Source organism: Rhodococcus sp. A14, assembly GCF_011603105.1.
GTDB lineage: Bacteria > Actinomycetota > Actinomycetes > Mycobacteriales > Mycobacteriaceae > Rhodococcus_F > Rhodococcus_F opacus.
This window is the reverse complement of record NZ_JAAOQS010000027.1, coordinates 38,546-55,419: the sequence shown is the minus strand read 5'-3', so window position 1 is coordinate 55,419 and position 16,874 is coordinate 38,546. Positions and strand designations below refer to the sequence as shown.

Below are 16,874 nucleotides of genomic sequence, written 5' to 3'. Positions count from 1 at the left end.
GTCGAGGCGATGGTGGCGCATGCGCGCGCCGACCACCCCGACGAGGCGTGCGGGGTCATCGCCGGGCCGGAAGGCTCCGACCGCCCCGAACGGCACATCCCGATGATCAACGCCGAGCGTTCGCCGACGTTCTACCGCTTCGACTCGGGTGAGCAACTGAAGGTGTGGCGGGCAATGGACGACGCCGACGAGGTGCCCGTCGTGATCTACCACTCGCACACCGCCACCGAGGCGCACCCCAGCCGGACCGACATCTCCTTCGCATCCGAACCGGACGCCCACTACGTGCTGATCTCCACCCGCGACCCCGACGCCCACGAACTGCGCAGCTACCGCATCGTCGACGGTGTCGTCACCGAGGAACCCGTCGACGTGGTCCAGAGCTACAAGTTCGCCCACACGTCCGTGGCAGACATCCCCGACAAGTGACGGTGCCGTCCCTCGCGACGGGCCCGCGGCATGCAAAGACACCCACATCCCGAGGAGCCGACCATGGCTGTCACAGTTTCGATCCCCACCATCCTGCGAACCCACACCGGCGGTGAAAAGCGGGTGGAGGCAACAGGTCCCACACTCTCCGACGTCATCGACGATCTCGACGGCAACTACGGCGGCATCAAGGACCGCCTGATCAACGACGGTCGTCTGCACCGCTTCGTCAACGTGTACGTCAACGACGAGGACGTCCGATTCTCCGGCGGACTCGACACCGAGGTGACCGACGGGGACTCCGTGACGATCCTGCCCGCCGTCGCCGGAGGCTGATCGCGGCCGTGGCGCGGTTCGGTTCGCTGATCGACACCCTCGGCGACACACCCCTCGTCGGGCTGCCCCGCCTGTCTCCCAGCTGGAACGGCGCTGCGCCGGTCCGGCTGTGGGCGAAGCTCGAAGACCGCAATCCCACCGGTTCGGTGAAGGACCGGCCCGCCCTCCGCATGATCGAGCAGGCCGAGAACGACGGCACCCTCACACCCGGCGCCACGATCCTCGAACCGACCAGCGGGAACACCGGGATCTCGCTCGCGATGGCCGCGAAACTCAAGGGCTACCACCTGATCTGCGTGATGCCCGAGAACACGTCCGTGGAACGCAGGCAACTGCTCACGATGTTCGGTGCACAGATCATCGACTCACCCGCGCGCGGTGGCTCGAATCAGGCTGTGGCCGTGGCCAAGGAGCTGTCCGCGGAGCACCCCGACTGGGTGATGCTGTACCAGTACGGCAATCCCGCGAATGCGCTGGCGCACTACGAGACCACCGGCCCCGAGATCCTGCGCGACCTTCCCGAGATCACCCACTTCGTCGCGGGCCTCGGCACCACCGGCACCCTGATGGGTGTGGGACGCTACCTCCGCGAACACGTCGACGGCATCGAGATCGTGGCGGCCGAGCCCCGCTACGGCGAACTCGTCTACGGCCTCCGCAACATCGACGAGGGCTTCGTCCCCGAGTTGTACGACGAATCCGTCCTCACCTCACGGTTCTCCGTCGGCCCCGCCGACGCCGTCCGCCGCACCCGGCAACTGATCGACAACGAAGGCATCTTCGCGGGCATCTCGACCGGCGCGATCCTCCACGCCGCGCTGGGGGTGGCGCGCAAGGCCGTCAAGGCCGAACGCGCGGCGAACATCGCGTTCATCGTCGCCGACGGCGGATGGAAATATCTGTCGACCGGCGCATACGGCGGTACGGTCGAGGAAGCAGAAGAAGCACTGGAAGGGCAGTTGTGGGCATGACGACAGGGGTGTGTGGATCGTGACTTCGTCGTTCGACTCCTCGCGATTCGACTCGCCGGTGCCCAGGGGCGGCGCGAAGCCGGCGCCCGCGTCGAAGTCGAAGCCGCTGTGGCTGCAGTCCGCAATCCTCATCGGCACCTTCACGATGCTGCTGTACGTCATCGAGATCGTCGACGTGGCGTCCGACGAGCGACTCGAAGAGAACGGCGTCGGGCCGCGCTCCGTCGACGGGCTCCGGGGGATTCTGTTCGCCCCGGTCCTGCACGACGACTGGGCGCACCTGTTCGCGAACACCGTCCCGCTGCTGGTCCTCGGGTTCCTCGTGCTGCTGTCGGGCATCGCCCGCGGCCTCGCCGCCACCGGGATCGTCTGGGTGGTCGGAGGTCTGGGCACCTGGTTGACCGGCGGATCCTATTCCAACCACATCGGCGCCTCCGTCCTGATTTTCGGCTGGCTCGCCTACCTGCTGGTCCGGGGAATCTTCGCCCGCAGCCTCGGTCAGATCCTCGTCGGTGTGGTGGTGTTCGTCGTCTACGGCAGCCTGCTGTGGGGTGTGCTGCCCAGCGCTCCCGGTGTGTCCTGGCAGGGACATCTGTTCGGCGCCGTCGGCGGTGTCGTCGCCGCCTGGCTGCTCTCCGCGGACGCCAGGAAACAGCGGGCCCGGAAAGCAGTGGGGCCACAATCGTTCGGGTGATCGCCCCGGCCCGGTCGGCGCAAGCCCCCGACGCGTGCGATCAGGTCACAGTTCCCCATCGGTTGTGAGGTCGACGCGCCAATTCGGTCGGAAGCTTTTTCCGAAACGGGTCGTCGTGGCAGCATGGCGGGTATGCGCATTACCGTCCTGGGGTGTTCAGGGAGCGTCTCCGGACCAGACTCACCTGCATCGGGTTATCTGTTGACAGCGCCGGACACACCGCCGCTGGTACTCGACTTCGGACCCGGTGTCCTCGGGGCGCTCCAGCGGTTCGCCGATCCCGGCGAGGTCTCCGTCCTGCTCAGCCACCTGCACGCGGACCACTGCCTGGACCTCCCCGGACTGCTCGTCTGGCGTCGCTATCATCCTCACCCGCCGAAGGGGCGCGCACGCGTCTACGGCCCGTCCGACACCGCCCGCCGGATCGGCGTCGCGTCCGCGGAGTGCGGCGGCGACATCGACGACATCTCCGACACGATCGACCTGCGTCACTGGATCGACGGCGAACCGGTCACGTTCGGCGACCTCACCATCACCGCGCGCCGGGTCAACCACCCGCCCGAGGCGTACGGGTTCCGTGTGACCAACGGTGCCGGGCGCACCCTCGTGTACACCGGCGACACCGGCATGTGCGAAGAAGTGATCGACCTCGCCCGCGCGGCCGACGTACTGCTCGCCGAGGCGTCGTGGACACACAGCCCGGATCGGCCCGAAGGGATCCACCTCTCGGGCACCGAGGCCGGTCAGGTCGCACACCGCGCCGGTGTCGGCGAACTGCTGCTCACCCACATACCGCCGTGGACGTCGCGCGAAGACGTCATCGCCGAGGCCAAGGCCGAATTCTCCGGCCCCGTGCACGCGGTGTCCGCGGGCGGCGTCTACACCGTCTGAAGCCGTGTGCCCGCCCCCCGCACCGGGGCGACTAGGCTCTCTGCCGTGACCACACGAGAAGACGGTAGGGCGGACGACGAACTCCGCGAGGTCAAGATCACCCGCGGTTTCACCACTCATCCCGCGGGATCGGTGCTGGTGGAATTCGGAAACACCAGGGTGATGTGCACAGCCAGCGTCGAGGACGGTGTTCCCCGCTGGCGTCAGGGCTCCGGACTCGGCTGGCTGACGGCCGAGTACGCCATGCTGCCCGCCGCCACCCACACCCGCAGCGGCCGAGAGTCCGTCAAGGGCAAGGTCGGTGGACGAACCCAGGAGATCAGCCGGCTGGTCGGACGCTCCCTCCGCGCCTGCATCGACCTCGCCGCCATCGGTGAGAACACCATCGCCCTCGACTGCGACGTGCTGCAGGCCGACGGCGGAACCCGCACCGCCGCCATCACCGGCGCCTATGTGGCCCTCGTCGACGCGGTGACCTATCTCCGCGCCGCCGGCCGTCTCGCGGACCCCCAGCCGATCTCCTGCGGCATCGCCGCGGTGAGTGTGGGCGTCGTCGACGGCCGTGTGCGCCTCGACCTGCCGTACGAGGAGGACTCGCGCGCCGAGGTCGACATGAACGTAGTCGCCACCGACACCGGCACTCTCGTCGAGATCCAGGGCACCGGCGAGGGCGCGACGTTCCCGCGGAGCACGCTCGACAAACTGCTGGATTCCGCGCTCACAGGGTGCGAGCAACTGTTCGAGATCCAGAAGGCCGCACTCGAACTGCCCTACCCCGGTGTGCTTCCGGAGCCGAAGATCCCGGAGACGTCGAAGAAGAAGTTCGGGAGCTAGATCGGTGCCGGAAACCACACGAGTGCTGGTGGCCAGCCGCAACGCGAAGAAACTCCGGGAACTGCATCGCGTGCTCGCGGCAGCCGGTGTCGACGGAATCGAACTGGTCGGACTCGATGCCGTACCCGAATACCCCGAGGCCCCCGAAACGGGTGCGACGTTCGAGGAGAACGCCCTGGCGAAAGCGCGCGACGGTGCCGCCGCAACCGGATTGCCCTGTGTCGCAGACGATTCCGGAATCGAGGTGGACGCACTGAACGGCATGCCCGGAATGTTGTCCGCACGCTGGTCGGGCACGCACGGAAACGATCCCGCGAACACCGCCCTGGTCCTGGCTCAGCTCGGCGACGTGCCCGACGACCGCCGGGGGGCGGCGTTCGTCTCGGCGTGCGCGCTCGTGGTGCCCGGCGGCGAGGAATCGGTGGTTCGCGGCGAATGGCGGGGGAGCATCGCCCGCGAGCCCGTCGGCGACGGCGGGTTCGGCTACGACCCGGTCTTCGTGCCCGACGGGGACACCCGATCGGCCGCCCAGCTGTCACCGGAGGAGAAGGACGCGTCCTCGCACCGGGGGCGGGCACTCGTTCAGCTCGTCCCCGCCCTGGCGGCGCTCACCGGGCGCTGACACTCGCTACGCTTCACGGGAGGAGGTTCGCATGTCGCCGATGATGGTGCCGCAGACGCCGCTCGGCTGGCTGACCTACGTGATCGCGATGATCACCGGGCAGCCGGTCATCATGTGAGGAAGCCGACCGGTTCGATCAGAGACCGAAGTCGCGGCGGACCTGCTTGGTCCGCTGGTGCTCCACGTAGAACGACAGGAACGGAATGGTGCCCGCGAGGAGCGTCCCGACCGTCCGGCCCGCGGGCCAGCGCACCTTGACCGCCAGGTCGAGCGTCACCAACAGGTAGACGAAGTACACCCAGCCGTGGACGACGGCGATCCAGGTGGGCAGGTTGTCGACCTTGAAGATGTACTTGGCCACCATCTCAGCGGTGAGTACCAGCAGCCACACACCGGTGGCGTAGGCGAGGACGCGGTAGCGCAGGAGCGCGGGGGCGATCTTCTTCTGCTTCGCGGTGTCTGCGACCGAACCGGCAGTCGTCTCGTCTTGGCCCGTGCTCACGTGGTGCTCCTATCGGTCTCGCGAGCGGACAGCTCGGCGAGGTACTGGTTGTACTGCGAAATCTGCCGGCTCTCGAGGTCGTCCGGATCGTCGTCCTCGGCCACCGAGGGACGAGGGGGCAGGACGTCTGCCGGGATCTCCCGCAGTTCGGTGGGAGCATCCGGGACGTCGGCGGGGTCAGCCGGTTCGGCGTCCTCGAGCTGCACGAATCGCCGATAGGCGTAGACGAGGAACGCCGCGAACAGCGGCCACTGGAACGCGTATCCGAGATTCTGGCCGGTCCCGCCCACGGCTTCGAAACGTGTCCACTGCCACCAGCCGAGTGCGAGGCACCCGACAGCCCCGACGACCACCAACAGGATCAGCGCGGGGCGGCGTTGCTTACGGTTACCGGACACGTAACGACGGTACCTGAATCGCTGAATGCGCTGCTAGGAGAGGTTGCCGCTATGGCGGCGGTCACAGCCGCCGCAGCGCCCGACAAGCCGTAAATCTAAGCGAAACAGGGCCGCCGAAAAATTGGCAAAGAACCCGAGAAGTGCGCGAGGGGGGATTCGAACCCCCACGTCCTTTCAGACACCAGGACCTAAACCTGACGCGTCTACCCTTCCGCCACTCGCGCGCGAAGCACAGACTACGCCATGTGAGCGACACTCTGGCGCACACGCGTCAGCCGGTGTGCTCGCCTCCGTTCCCGCTCCTTCGCCCGGCCCACGTCGCAGTCTGGCTGTGGCAGTTGGGGCACAGGAATCGAACTTGCTCCAAGCGGGAGTCCGACGGGTCACCCCGTATGTGGTCCACGTGCAGGATCAGTGGGAGTCCGCACCAGTCGTCACCGAGGCCGCAGAGAACGCATTTGTATTCGACTCCGGCCTCGATCAGGGCACGGCGCAACAGATGTGGTTTCACGCGTGCGCTACCTGGTGGTCGTTTCACCAGAATCTCCTCCCACGACATGCGATTGCGAGCCCGCTTGCCCTTGGTGTGTGCACTCCCCGTGAAGTGCGTCGTATCGATCCCGAACTTCTTGATCTGCCGACTCAGGTGCGCGTGTGTCCCACCCGCGGGCTTCAGTCCGAGGTAGCGCATGACGCCGGCGTAGCTCGTCGATTCTGCGACCGCCTGCTCGAGTACTTCCCGCGTGTACTTCATCTCGCACCCGCCACCCGTCGCTGCGCGCGCTGGTACCGCCAGACGGCGTGGGTGAAGGTGGTAGGTGTGATCTCGAGCCGTGCTGCTGCTGCGGCGACGAGGTATTCGGCGTCTGCAGTCGATGGGGGTGCTTCGAGATCGAGTGCCTCGCCGAGGAAATCGCACACCAATTGGTGAGATTCGGTGGTGCGGACGCCGAGTTGCATGGCGAAGCACTCCCAGGTGGCGATACCGAACCCGGGCACCCCGACGATCGCGTTCCGCTGTGCCTCGTCGTCGCGGAGATCCGCCGAGGTGGTGCAGCCCAGCTCGGCGAGCGAGCGTGCCGCCGAGGCGACGGCCTCGGCCTTGGTGGTGTAGTTCCCCGGTACTCGCTGCCTGTTGTTCAGGACGGCCAGGAGGTCTTCGGGTTCATCGGCGTGCGCAGCGAGTGCCGTGAGGTCGTCGAGGGGTCCGGCCCGGTGATCGCGCCAGCGGGTGATGACGGCGCGGACCCCCGTGGTAGGCGTTCCGTAGGTGGCGCGGGCGGAGAACGCGGCATCGAGGAGCCCGGCTTCGATCTCGCGCGGCCAGCCCTCCGTCCAGTGCGGCCACGGCTCTCGTGGCAGTTCGGCGGCGACGTGATCGAGTAGGGCGCGGACGTGGGCTGTGCTCATTTCTTCCCCCCGGAGAATGGCTGTCGGCAGTTCCTGGATTCGAACATTAGTGCGAGGGTCCGACAGGTTCGCTTTCGCTGGTCGCGGACCCGGATTCGAGGACGCAGACCTGCATGAACCTGGGACTTCGTCAAGGTGGTAACAGATTGATAACGATTAATATGAGGCTTTCCTCAGGTTCTTGGACGTCCTTGCACCGCCCTCGTCCAGCACGGACGCGTTCTACTCGCCGGTCACTTCACGGGAGATCTGTGAGGGACATCACGGGATATTTCTCCGATGCACGGCTGTGACACCACGACGGCTCGTGAACGTGAGGAAATCCTCATGATTCTGTGTCAACCTTGAACAGCCCGGAAGAGCTGATCAGAGCCGATACAGCTGGCACACGATGCCGAGGGCGGCAGACACTATCCCCACCTCCCCCCAGAGGGGACCAGGAGAGGACATACGCGTGACGATTGACGACACGACACCCGCAGGAAACGGAAAAAACTCGAAGGGTTCGCGGCGCATCGGCGTAGACCGGGACGACACTCGGTCGTCGAGCAAGGGCACCCTCGTGGATCGTCTGCTCGGAGGTGAGCCGTACGCGCTCGCCTTCGGTGGTCAGGGCGCGCCCTGGCTGAGCTCGCTGGAGGAACTGAGCCGCGACAACGGACTCGAGCCGGCACTCACCACGATCGTCAACGACGCGGCCGACTACCTGGCCCCCGTGGCGCAGGAACTCCTCGTCGTGCGCCCGGTCGGATTCGACCCCATCGCCTGGATCCTCGAGCAGGAACTCGCCGACGAAGAGGACGGCGCCCAGGCGGCCGGTCCCTCCGCGGCAGCCCTCACCTCGGCGGCGGTGTCTCTCCCCGGCGTCTTCCTCACCCAGATCGCAGCGCTGCGTGCGCTGGCTGCTCAGGGCCTCGATCCCGCGGTTACGGCTCCCGTGTCGGTGATCGGCCACTCCCAGGGGCTCCTCGCCGCGGAGGCCGTTGCCTCCTCGGGTCAGAAGGACGGCGAACTCCTCGCCCTCGCTCAGCTCATCGGTGCGGCTGCCGGCCTCGTCGGCCGTCGTCGCGGAGTGATCGCCGCCGCCGACTCCACCCCGATGCTCGCTGTATCGAACGTCGACCCGGAACGACTGCGTCAGATCGTCGAGGAGCTCGCCGAGGGCCTCGAGCCCGAGCGTGCAGCCGTCCTCGGCATCCGTAACGCCCGTCGCCGTGTCGTGCTGTCCGGCCCGCCCGCCCAGCTGGCACGCGTTCAGCAGCGGTGCGAGCAGATCGAGGCCGACGAGGCCCGTGAGCGCGACGCCAAGAAGCGTGGCGGCTCCATCTTCGCGCCTGTCTTCGAGCCCCTCGCGGTCGAGATCGGCTTCCACCACCCCGCACTCGCGGAGACGATCGACATCGTCGGCCAGTGGGCTGTGCGCTGCGGTCTCGACGAGGAGAAGGCCCGCGCTCTCACGAGCGCCTGCCTGGTCGATCCCGTCGACTGGGTTGCTGCCGTCGACAGCACCCTCGAAGCCGGTGCCGCGTGGATCCTCGACCTCGGACCCGGTGACCTCCTCACCCGCATGACGTCGGCCAGTGTCCGCGGCCAGGGCGTCGGCATCGTTGCCGCCGCGACCCGTGGCGGTCACCGCAACCTGCTCACGCCGGGCGCAACCCCCGAGGTTCCCGCCGCGTGGACCGAGTTCCTCCCGAAGCCGGTGTCGCTGCCGGGCGGTCGCATCGGCGTCGAGACCGCGTTCACGAAGCTGACCGGTCGTTCGCCGATCCTGCTCGCCGGTATGACCCCGACCACGGTCGACCCGAAGATCGTCGCCGCAGCAGCCAACGCAGGCCACTGGGCCGAGCTCGCCGGCGGTGGCCAGGTCACCGAGCAGATCTTCGCCGACAACGTCGAGAAGCTCACCGGGCTGCTCGAGCCGGGCCGCGCTGTGCAGTTCAACTCGATGTTCCTCGACCCCTACCTGTGGAAGCTCCACGTCGGTGGCAAGCGCCTCGTGCCGAAGGCCCGCGCCGCGGGCGCCCCGTTCGACGGTGTCGTCGTCACCGCCGGTATCCCCGAGCTCGAGGACGCCGTCTCGATCATCGGCGACCTCACCGATGCCGGCTTCAGCTACGTCGCGTTCAAGCCGGGCACGGTCGCGCAGATCCGCTCGGTCATCCGCATCGCCAACGAGGTTCCCTCGTTCCCCGTCATCGCCCACATCGAGGGCGGCCGCGCCGGCGGCCACCACTCGTGGGAAGACCTGGACGACCTGCTCCTCGACACCTACGCCGAGCTGCGTACCCGGCCGAACCTGGTCCTGTGCGTCGGTGGCGGCATCGGCACGCCCGAGCGGGCTGCCGACTACCTGACCGGCCGCTGGTCCGTTGCACACGGCTTCCCGGCCATGCCGCTGGACGGCATCCTGGTCGGTACCGCCGCCATGGCCACCCTCGAGGCGACCACCTCTGCCGAGGTGAAGCAGCTCCTCGTCGACACCCCCGGTACTCCGGACTGGGTCGGAGCAGGCACCGCCGAGGGCGGCATGGCCTCCGGCCGCAGCCAGCTCGGCGCCGACATCCACGAGATCGACAACGCAGCGTCCCGCACCGGCCGTCTGCTCGACGAGGTCGCCGGAGACGCCGACGCCGTCGCCGAGCGTCGCGACGAGATCATCGAGGCACTGAACATCACGGCGAAGCCGTACTTCGGCGACGTCGCGACCATGACGTACGAGCAGTGGCTGCGCCGCTACCTCGAGCTGGCCGTCGGCATCGACGCGGCGAAGGCATTCGACTGCGGCACCGACCTCCAGGACGCCATCACCGAGGCCACCTCGAGCCCGTGGCTCGACATCACCTGGCGTGCGCGCTTCGGCGAGATGCTGCAGCGCACCGAGTCGCGTCTGCACCCGGTCGATCGTGGCCCCATCCCCACCCTGTTCGCCGACGACGCGATTCTCGAGCGTCCCGAGGCGGCCGTCTGCGCCCTGCAGGCGCAGTACCCCGACTACGCCACCACGGTTCTGCACCCCGCGGACGTCTCCTTCTTCGTCTCGCTGTGCAAGACCCCCGGCAAGCCGGTCAACTTCGTGCCCGTCGTCGACGGTGACGTCCGCCGCTGGTGGCGTTCCGACTCGCTGTGGCAGGCACACGATCCTCGCTACACGGCCGACCAGGTCTGCGTCATCCCCGGCACCGTCGCCGTCGCCGGCATCACGCGCGTCGACGAGCCTGTCGGCGAGCTGCTGGACCGCTTCGAGAAGGCCACGTACGACGAGCTGGTCACGGCCGGTGTCGCGCCGCTGTCGCTGCCCGCACGCCGTCACGCGGACATCGCCCGCGGCCTCCTCGACACCGTGCTGTCGGCTCCCGACATCCAGTGGGCCTCGCGCCTGACGCTGAACCCGGTTCGCCGGCTCGGTGACCTCGACAAGTGGTCGATCGAGTCCGACACCCTCGCGGTGCACGAGACCACCGGTGCCGAGCTGTCCGTCATCGACGACCAGCAGGTGCTCCTCACCGTCCCGCTGGTGGCAGCCAAGTCCGTCCAGATCACCATCACCGTTCCCGCGTCCGTCGCGGACGGTGGCGCTCCCGTGGTCACCGAGGCCGACGCCGAGAAGTCGATGACCGCACTCCTCGCGGTCGCGGCCGGTCAGGAACTGCCCGCCGTCAAGAACGGTGTCGCACGCCTCAACCTCGCCTGGACGCCCGACCTGGTCGCCGACCATGCCGGTGTCACCGGCTCGGGTCTGCCCACGACGCTGAGCGTCAGCGGCAAGGCCGTCCCGGACGTGGTCGTCGGTGCTTGCTGGCCGGCCGTGTTCGCCGTGCTCGGTGCTGCCAAGACCGAGGACTCGCTGTCCGTCATCGAGGGCATGCTCGACCTGGTCCACCTGGACCACAGCGTCGATTTCGTCGGCGAACTGCCTTCGGAGACCAGCATTCTCGTCGTCAAGGCCGAGGTCGCCTCGGTTCTCGACACCGACCTGGGCCGCGTCGTCGAGGTCAAGGTCGAGGTCGGCGCCATGCTCGGCGAGGGCCTGGACGCGCCTGCCGTCGTCACCCTGTCGGAGCGCTTCGCGATCCGCGGCCGCACCGGCAAGGGCGAACTGACCGACCCGGCCCGCGCCGGTGGCTCGCTGAGTGACGAGGCCGTCGACACCCCGCGTCGTCGTCGCCGCGACACCACGATCGTCGCTCCCCGCAACATGGGCTCCTTCGCCCAGGTGTCGGGCGACCACAACCCGATCCACACCTCCGACAACGCGGCACTGCTCGCCGGCCTCGGCAGCCCGATCGTGCACGGCATGTGGCTCTCCGCCGCCGCCCAGCAGGTCGTCACCGCCGTGGATCCGGCCGAGACCAAGACGCCGCCGCGTCGCCTCACCGCCTGGACCGCACGCTTCCTGGGCATGGTTCGCCCGGGCGCCGAGATCGACGTCCGCGTCGACCGCATCGCGGTGGACCGTGGCGCCGAGATCGTCGAGGTCGGTTGCCGCATCGACGGTGAACTGGTGATGGTCGCAACGGGTCGCACCGCCGCCCCGAAGACCGTCTACGCGTTCCCCGGACAGGGCATCCAGCGTCCCGGCATGGGCCTCGACGCCCGCGCCCGCTCCAAGGCCGCCCGTGAGATCTGGGACCGCGCCGACAAGCACACCCGCAAGGCCCTCGGCTTCTCGATCCTCGCCGTGGTCCGCGACAACCCGACGGTCGTCAAGGCCCGCGGTGTCGAGCACAAGCACCCGGACGGTGTTCTGCACCTGACCCAGTTCACCCAGGTCGCGATGGCGACGCTCGGTGTGGCTCAGGTTGCCGAGCTCCGCGAATCCGGTGCCTTCGTCGAGGGTGCCCTGCTCGCAGGCCACTCGGTCGGTGAGTACAACGCCCTCGCCGCCGTCGCCGGTGTGCTGCCTCTCGAAGCCGTTCTCGAGGTGGTCTTCCAGCGTGGCTCCGCGATGCACGCACTCGTACCCCGCGACGAGGCCGGCCGCTCCGACTACCGGATGGCTGCCATCCGCCCGTCGCAGATCGGTCTGGCCGACGACGACGTCGAGGCGTTCGTCGCCTGTGTCGCCGAGGCGACCGGTGAGTTCCTGCAGATCGTGAACCTGAACTTGCGTGGCTCGCAGTACGCCATCGCCGGTACGGTCGCCGGACTCAACGCGCTGGAGGTCGAAATCGACATCCGCCGTGAGGCTTTCGGTGGCAAGCGCGCGTACATCATGGTCCCGGGCATCGACGTCCCGTTCCACTCGACGGTGCTCCGCGGCGGCGTCGACGACTTCCGCGGACGTCTCGAGGAACTGCTTCCGCAGGACATCGACCCGGCCATCCTGATCGGGCGTTACATCCCGAACCTGGTCCCCAAGCCGTTCTCCCTGAAGAAGGAGTTCGTGCAGGAGATCGCCGACCTGGTGCCGTCGAAGCCCCTCGACAAGGTGCTGAAGGACTTCGACTCCTGGGCGAAGAAGCCGGTCCAGCTCACCCGCGTGGTCCTCACCGAGCTCCTGGCCTGGCAGTTCGCCAGCCCGGTGCGCTGGATCGAGACGCAGGACCTGCTGTTCGCCGACGAGTCCGAGGGTGGACTGGGTGTCGAGCGGTTCGTGGAGATCGGTCTGGGCTCCGTCCCGACCGTCGCGAACCTCGCGTCGCAGACCCTGAAGCTGCCGGGCCGCTTCGGCTACCCGGTCGAGGTCCTCAACATCGAGCGTGAAGCGTCCATCGTGTACTCCACCGACGTCGATCCGGCGCCGGTCGAGGACGACGAGCCCGCAGCACCCGCAGCCGAGGCGCCCGCCGCATCGGCCGCACCCGCCGCCGCCCCGGCCCCGGCCGCTGCACCGTCCGGCGGACCGCGTCCCGACGACATCGCGTTCAAGGCCGCCGACGCCACCAAGGTCCTGATCAGCCTGTGGACCAAGCTCCGTCCCGATCAGGTCGGCCCCGTCGACACGATCGAGGCGCTGTGCGACGGCGTGTCCTCGCGGCGTAACCAGCTGCTCGTCGACCTCGGCTCCGAGCTCTCGCTCGGCGCGATCGACGGTGCCGCTGACGCCGACATGGGTTCGCTCGCCGGCACGGTCGACTCCCTGGCCCGCACGTACAAGCCGTTCGGCCCGGTGCTGTCCGACTCGATCAACGATCACCTCCGCAAGGTCTTCGGCCCCTCGGGTCGTCGCCCGGCGGCCATCGCAGACCGTGTGAAGAAGGTCTGGGAACTCGGCGACGGCTGGGCCTACCACGTCACCGCCGAGGTGGCGCTCGGAACCCGCGACGGTTCCAGCATCCGTGGTGGTGACCTCGGCGGCCTGGCCGGCGGCGGTCTCGCCGACGGCGCCGCAGTCGACGCCGTCATCGACAGCGCAGTGGCCGCAGTGGCCTCGCGCCGCGGGATCAGCGTCTCCCTCCCGTCCTCGGGTGGCGGAGCCGGTGGCACCGTCGACGCCGCGGCACTGGGCGAGTTCACCGAGCACATCACGGGCCGCGACGGCGTGCTGGCCTCGGCCGCCCGCCTCGTGCTCGAGCAGCTCGGCTTCGCAGGCGACACTGCGACGGCAGCGCAACCGACCGACACCGAACTCGTCGACCTCGTGTCGGCGGAACTCGGCTCCGACTGGCCGCGCCTGGTCGCTCCGGCGTTCGACGCCAAGCGGGCGGTCCTGCTCGACGACCGTTGGGCCAGCGCACGTGAGGACCTCGCTCGTCTGTGGATCGACGCGGCAGGCGTGGAGTCTCTCGAGATCGAAGGCTTCGCCGGTGCAGGCAAGTCCGTTGCGGCGCAGGCCGCATGGTGGCAGGCCCGCGCAACCGACGAGGGTCGCACGGCCCTGGCCGAGAAGTACGGACGCATCGCGGAGGCGGCAGCCGTCGTCACCGACGAGACCCCGGAATGGGCAGACCAGGTCGCCGTCGTCACCGGTGCCAGCAAGGGCTCCATCGCGGCCTCGGTCGCAGGCAAGCTCCTCGCCGGCGGCGCGACGGTCTTCGTGACCACCTCGCGTCTCGACGACAAGCGTCTCGGCTTCTACCGCGACCTCTACCGCCGCACTGCTCGCGCCGGTGCCGCCCTGTGGGTGGTCCCCGCGAACATGGCGTCCTACACGGACATCGACGCGCTCATCGAGTGGATCGGTGAAGCCCAGTACGAGACGGCCGGTGGATCGAAGAAGCTCGTCAAGGAAGCGGTCACCCCGACGCTGCTGTTCCCGTTCGCCGCGCCCCGCGTGGCAGGCGACCTCGCCGACGCCGGCGCCCGCGCCGAAATGGAGATGCGCGTTCTCCTCTGGTCGGTGGAGCGCCTGATCGGCGGACTGTCGAAGATCGGTTACGACCGTGACGTCGACACCCACCTGCACGTGGTCCTGCCCGGTTCCCCGAACCGCGGCCTGTTCGGTGGCGACGGTGCGTACGGCGAGGCCAAGGCCGCGCTGGACGCAGTGGTCGGCCGCTGGAAGGCCGAGCGCAACTGGGCCGAGCGCGTCACCCTGGTGCACGCTCTCATCGGCTGGGTCCGCGGAACCGGCCTCATGGGCGGCAACGACCCGCTGGTCGAGGCCGTCGAGGGTGCCGGAGTCCGTACCTGGTCCACCCAGGAAATGGCCACCGAGCTGCTGCAGTGGTGCGAGCCCGAGGCACGTCGCCTCGCCTCCACCGAGCCGCTCGCGGCCGATCTGACCGGTGGGCTCGCCCAGGCGAACCTGGACCTGCCCGCGCTGGCGAAGCAGGCTCAGGAAGCTGCGACCGCAGCCGCCGAGGCCGACGCAGATGCGGACGAGCTCGACACCATCGCGGCTCTCCCCGCCCCGCCGCGGGTCTCCGCGTCGGTGGCACCGGCCTGGTCCGGCGTCACCGCGGCTCCGGAGGACCTCGTCGTCATCGTCGGCGCCGGTGAGCTCGGACCGTTCGGTTCCTCGCGTACCCGCTTCGAGATGGAGGTCGACGAAGAGCTTTCGGCGGCAGGCGTTCTCGAACTCGCCTGGAACACCGGACTCGTCGTGTGGGAGACCACGCCGTCCGCAGGCTGGTACGACGCCGAGACCGGGGAACTGGTTCCGGAGGCCGAGATCGCGGACAAGTACCACGACGCAGTCGTCGAGCGCTGCGGCATCCGCCGCTACGCGGACGACGGCGCCATGGTCGAGAACACCGCACCGCTCCTCACGTCGGTCTTCCTCGACAAGGACCTGAGCTTCGTGGTCAGCACCGAGGCGGAGGCACTGGCCTTCGTCGAGGCCGACCCGGAGAACACGGTCGCGACGCCGGTCCCGGACAGCGGTGACTGGCAGGTCACCCGCCGTGCGGGCACCGAGATCCGCGTCCCCCGCAAGATGAAGCTCACGCGCAGCGTGGGTGGTCAGATCCCGACCGGATTCGACGTCACCAAGTGGGGCATCCCCGCCGACATGGCCGACTCCGTCGACCGCGTGGGCCTGTGGAACATCGTCGCCACGGTGGACGCGTTCCTCACCGGTGGGTTCACGCCCAGCGAACTGCTGCGGTGGGTGCACCCCTCGCTGGTCGCCAACACCCAGGGCACCGGCATGGGCGGCATGACCTCCATGAGGTCGCTGTACATCGACACGCTGCTCGGCGAGAACCGGCCGAACGACATCCTGCAGGAAGCCTTGCCGAATGTGATTGCGGCGCACGTGGTCCAGTCCTACGTCGGCGGTTACGGCGCCATGGTCCACCCGGTTGCGGCGTGCGCCACGGCCGCGGTGTCCGTCGAAGAGGGCGTCGACAAGATCAAGCTCGGCAAGGCCCAGCTCGTGGTCGCCGGCGGGTTCGACGACCTCAGCGCGGAGGGCATCATCGGATTCGGTGACATGTCCGCCACGGCCAAGACCGACGACATGCGGGCCAAGGGCATCGACGACCGTCGATTCTCCCGGGCCAACGACCGTCGTCGCGGCGGGTTCGTCGAGTCGCAGGGTGGTGGCACGATCCTGCTGGCCCGCGGTGACCTGGCACTCGAGATGGGCCTGCCCGTCCTCGGTGTGGTCGCCTACGCCGGCTCGTTCGCGGACGGTGTCCACACGTCGATCCCGGCTCCCGGAATCGGTGCGCTCGGCGCGGGTCGTGGGGGAGCGGATTCGCAGCTCGCCCAGTCCCTCGGCAAGCTCGGTGTCAGTGCCGACGACATCTCGGTGATCTCCAAGCACGACACGTCCACCGCGGCCAACGATCCCAACGAGGCGGAGCTGCACGAGCGCCTCGCCGGGGCACTCGGCCGCAGCGAAGGTGCACCGCTGTTCGTGGTCTCGCAGAAGAGCCTCACCGGACACGCCAAGGGTGGTGCCGCCGCGTTCCAGCTGATCGGTCTCTGCCAGGTGCTCGACCAGGGCATCGTTCCGCCGAACCGCAGCCTCGACTGCGTCGACGAGAAGATGGCCGAGTTCGAACACCTCGTGTGGGCTCGGGAGCCGCTCCGCTTCGGCGAGCAGTTCGCGCTGAAGGCCGGTCTGCTGACCAGCCTCGGCTTCGGGCACGTGTCCGGCATGGTCGCGGTCGTGCACTCGCAGGCGTTCGTCGAGGCCATCCCGGCCGACAAGCGTGAGGCGTACCTCGAGCAGGCACGCAAGCGCACCGTCGAGGGTCAGCGTCGACTGGCGAAGGCCATGGTCGGCGGCGGCAGCCTGTACGAGCGTCCGGCGGATCGTCGCTTCGGCGGCGACAGCGTCCCGGCCGCAGCGTCCCGTCAGCTCGAGGCGGACGTCCTGCTCACCGAGGCCGCGCGCCTCGGAGCGGACGACGTGTACAGCTCGGGTCTGCCCGGCTGCAAGTAGGAACGACGG

General features: G+C 68.7%; 12 protein-coding genes and 1 tRNA gene. 8 read left to right on the top strand and 5 right to left on the bottom strand.

What is annotated here, in order from left to right; genetic code table 11:
- Positions 1 to 9 precede the first annotated feature (9 nt).
- The 7 genes from G9373_RS16675 to rdgB all read left to right on the top strand — a co-directional run bounded on the left by G9373_RS16675 (position 10) and on the right by rdgB (position 4,777).
- Positions 10 to 429 carry a M67 family metallopeptidase gene (locus G9373_RS16675; RefSeq protein WP_240483034.1) on the top strand — a complete coding sequence of 140 codons (420 nt, stop codon included), beginning with the start codon at positions 10 to 12 and terminating at the stop codon, positions 427 to 429.
- A 63-nt stretch (positions 430 to 492) separates the two neighbouring features.
- On the top strand, positions 493 to 765 hold the full coding sequence (locus G9373_RS16670) for a MoaD family protein (RefSeq protein ID WP_005262004.1): 273 nt from the start codon (positions 493 to 495) through the stop codon (positions 763 to 765).
- A gap of 8 nt (positions 766 to 773) precedes the next feature.
- On the top strand, positions 774 to 1,736 hold the full coding sequence (locus G9373_RS16665) for a cysteine synthase (RefSeq protein WP_005570843.1): 963 nt from the start codon (positions 774 to 776) through the stop codon (positions 1,734 to 1,736).
- A gap of 10 nt (positions 1,737 to 1,746) precedes the next feature.
- On the top strand, positions 1,747 to 2,430 hold the full coding sequence (locus tag G9373_RS16660; RefSeq protein ID WP_005570845.1) for a rhomboid family intramembrane serine protease: 684 nt from the start codon (positions 1,747 to 1,749) through the stop codon (positions 2,428 to 2,430).
- 132 nt (positions 2,431 to 2,562) lie between these two features.
- On the top strand, positions 2,563 to 3,321 hold the full coding sequence (locus tag G9373_RS16655; protein WP_043792108.1) for a cyclic nucleotide-degrading phosphodiesterase: 759 nt from the start codon (positions 2,563 to 2,565) through the stop codon (positions 3,319 to 3,321).
- Positions 3,322 to 3,366: 45 nt separating this feature from the next.
- Positions 3,367 to 4,155 (top strand): ribonuclease PH, encoded by a 789-nt coding sequence (gene rph / locus G9373_RS16650; protein ID WP_005570849.1) that lies wholly within the window; start codon positions 3,367 to 3,369, stop codon positions 4,153 to 4,155.
- A 4-nt stretch (positions 4,156 to 4,159) separates the two neighbouring features.
- A complete protein-coding gene (gene rdgB / locus G9373_RS16645; protein WP_054248372.1) occupies positions 4,160 to 4,777 on the top strand; it encodes an RdgB/HAM1 family non-canonical purine NTP pyrophosphatase in 618 nt (205 codons plus the stop codon).
- Positions 4,778 to 4,913: 136 nt separating this feature from the next.
- Here the strand turns inward: rdgB and G9373_RS16640 are convergent, their stop codons facing one another.
- The 5 genes from G9373_RS16640 to G9373_RS16620 form a co-directional block, all read right to left on the bottom strand.
- Complete coding sequence (locus G9373_RS16640; RefSeq protein WP_005248298.1) at positions 4,914 to 5,279, bottom strand: DUF3817 domain-containing protein; 366 nt, start codon at positions 5,277 to 5,279, stop codon at positions 4,914 to 4,916.
- Positions 5,276 to 5,677 carry a hypothetical protein gene (locus tag G9373_RS16635; protein ID WP_005248296.1) on the bottom strand — a complete coding sequence of 134 codons (402 nt, stop codon included), beginning with the start codon at positions 5,675 to 5,677 and terminating at the stop codon, positions 5,276 to 5,278. The genes G9373_RS16640 and G9373_RS16635 overlap by 4 nt, the downstream gene beginning before the upstream one ends.
- 141 nt (positions 5,678 to 5,818) lie before the next feature.
- A tRNA-Leu gene (locus G9373_RS16630) sits at positions 5,819 to 5,901 on the bottom strand.
- A 47-nt stretch (positions 5,902 to 5,948) separates the two neighbouring features.
- A complete protein-coding gene (locus G9373_RS16625) occupies positions 5,949 to 6,431 on the bottom strand; it encodes a hypothetical protein (RefSeq protein ID WP_054248371.1) in 483 nt (160 codons plus the stop codon).
- Complete coding sequence (locus tag G9373_RS16620) at positions 6,428 to 7,087, bottom strand: hypothetical protein (protein ID WP_167115919.1); 660 nt, start codon at positions 7,085 to 7,087, stop codon at positions 6,428 to 6,430. The genes G9373_RS16625 and G9373_RS16620 overlap by 4 nt, the downstream gene beginning before the upstream one ends.
- A gap of 454 nt (positions 7,088 to 7,541) precedes the next feature.
- On the opposite strand from G9373_RS16620, the gene G9373_RS16615 reads away from it, so the two are divergent.
- The gene (locus G9373_RS16615) at positions 7,542 to 16,865 is read left to right on the top strand and encodes a type I polyketide synthase (RefSeq protein WP_167115916.1); all 9,324 of its coding nucleotides are present in this window, start codon (positions 7,542 to 7,544) and stop codon (positions 16,863 to 16,865) included.
- Positions 16,866 to 16,874: the final 9 nt, after the last annotated feature.

Excerpts from the sequence above, each read along its gene's own strand:
- G9373_RS16675 (WP_240483034.1), top strand. The coding sequence starts at position 10 with ATGGTGGCGCATGCGCGCGCCGACCACCCCGACGAGGCGTGCGGGGTC.
- G9373_RS16670 (WP_005262004.1), top strand. The coding sequence starts at position 493 with ATGGCTGTCACAGTTTCGATCCCCACCATCCTGCGAACCCACACCGGC.
- G9373_RS16655 (WP_043792108.1), top strand. The coding sequence starts at position 2,563 with ATGCGCATTACCGTCCTGGGGTGTTCAGGGAGCGTCTCCGGACCAGAC.
- G9373_RS16625 (WP_054248371.1), bottom strand. The coding sequence starts at position 6,431 with ATGAAGTACACGCGGGAAGTACTCGAGCAGGCGGTCGCAGAATCGACG.
- G9373_RS16620 (WP_167115919.1), bottom strand. The coding sequence starts at position 7,087 with ATGAGCACAGCCCACGTCCGCGCCCTACTCGATCACGTCGCCGCCGAA.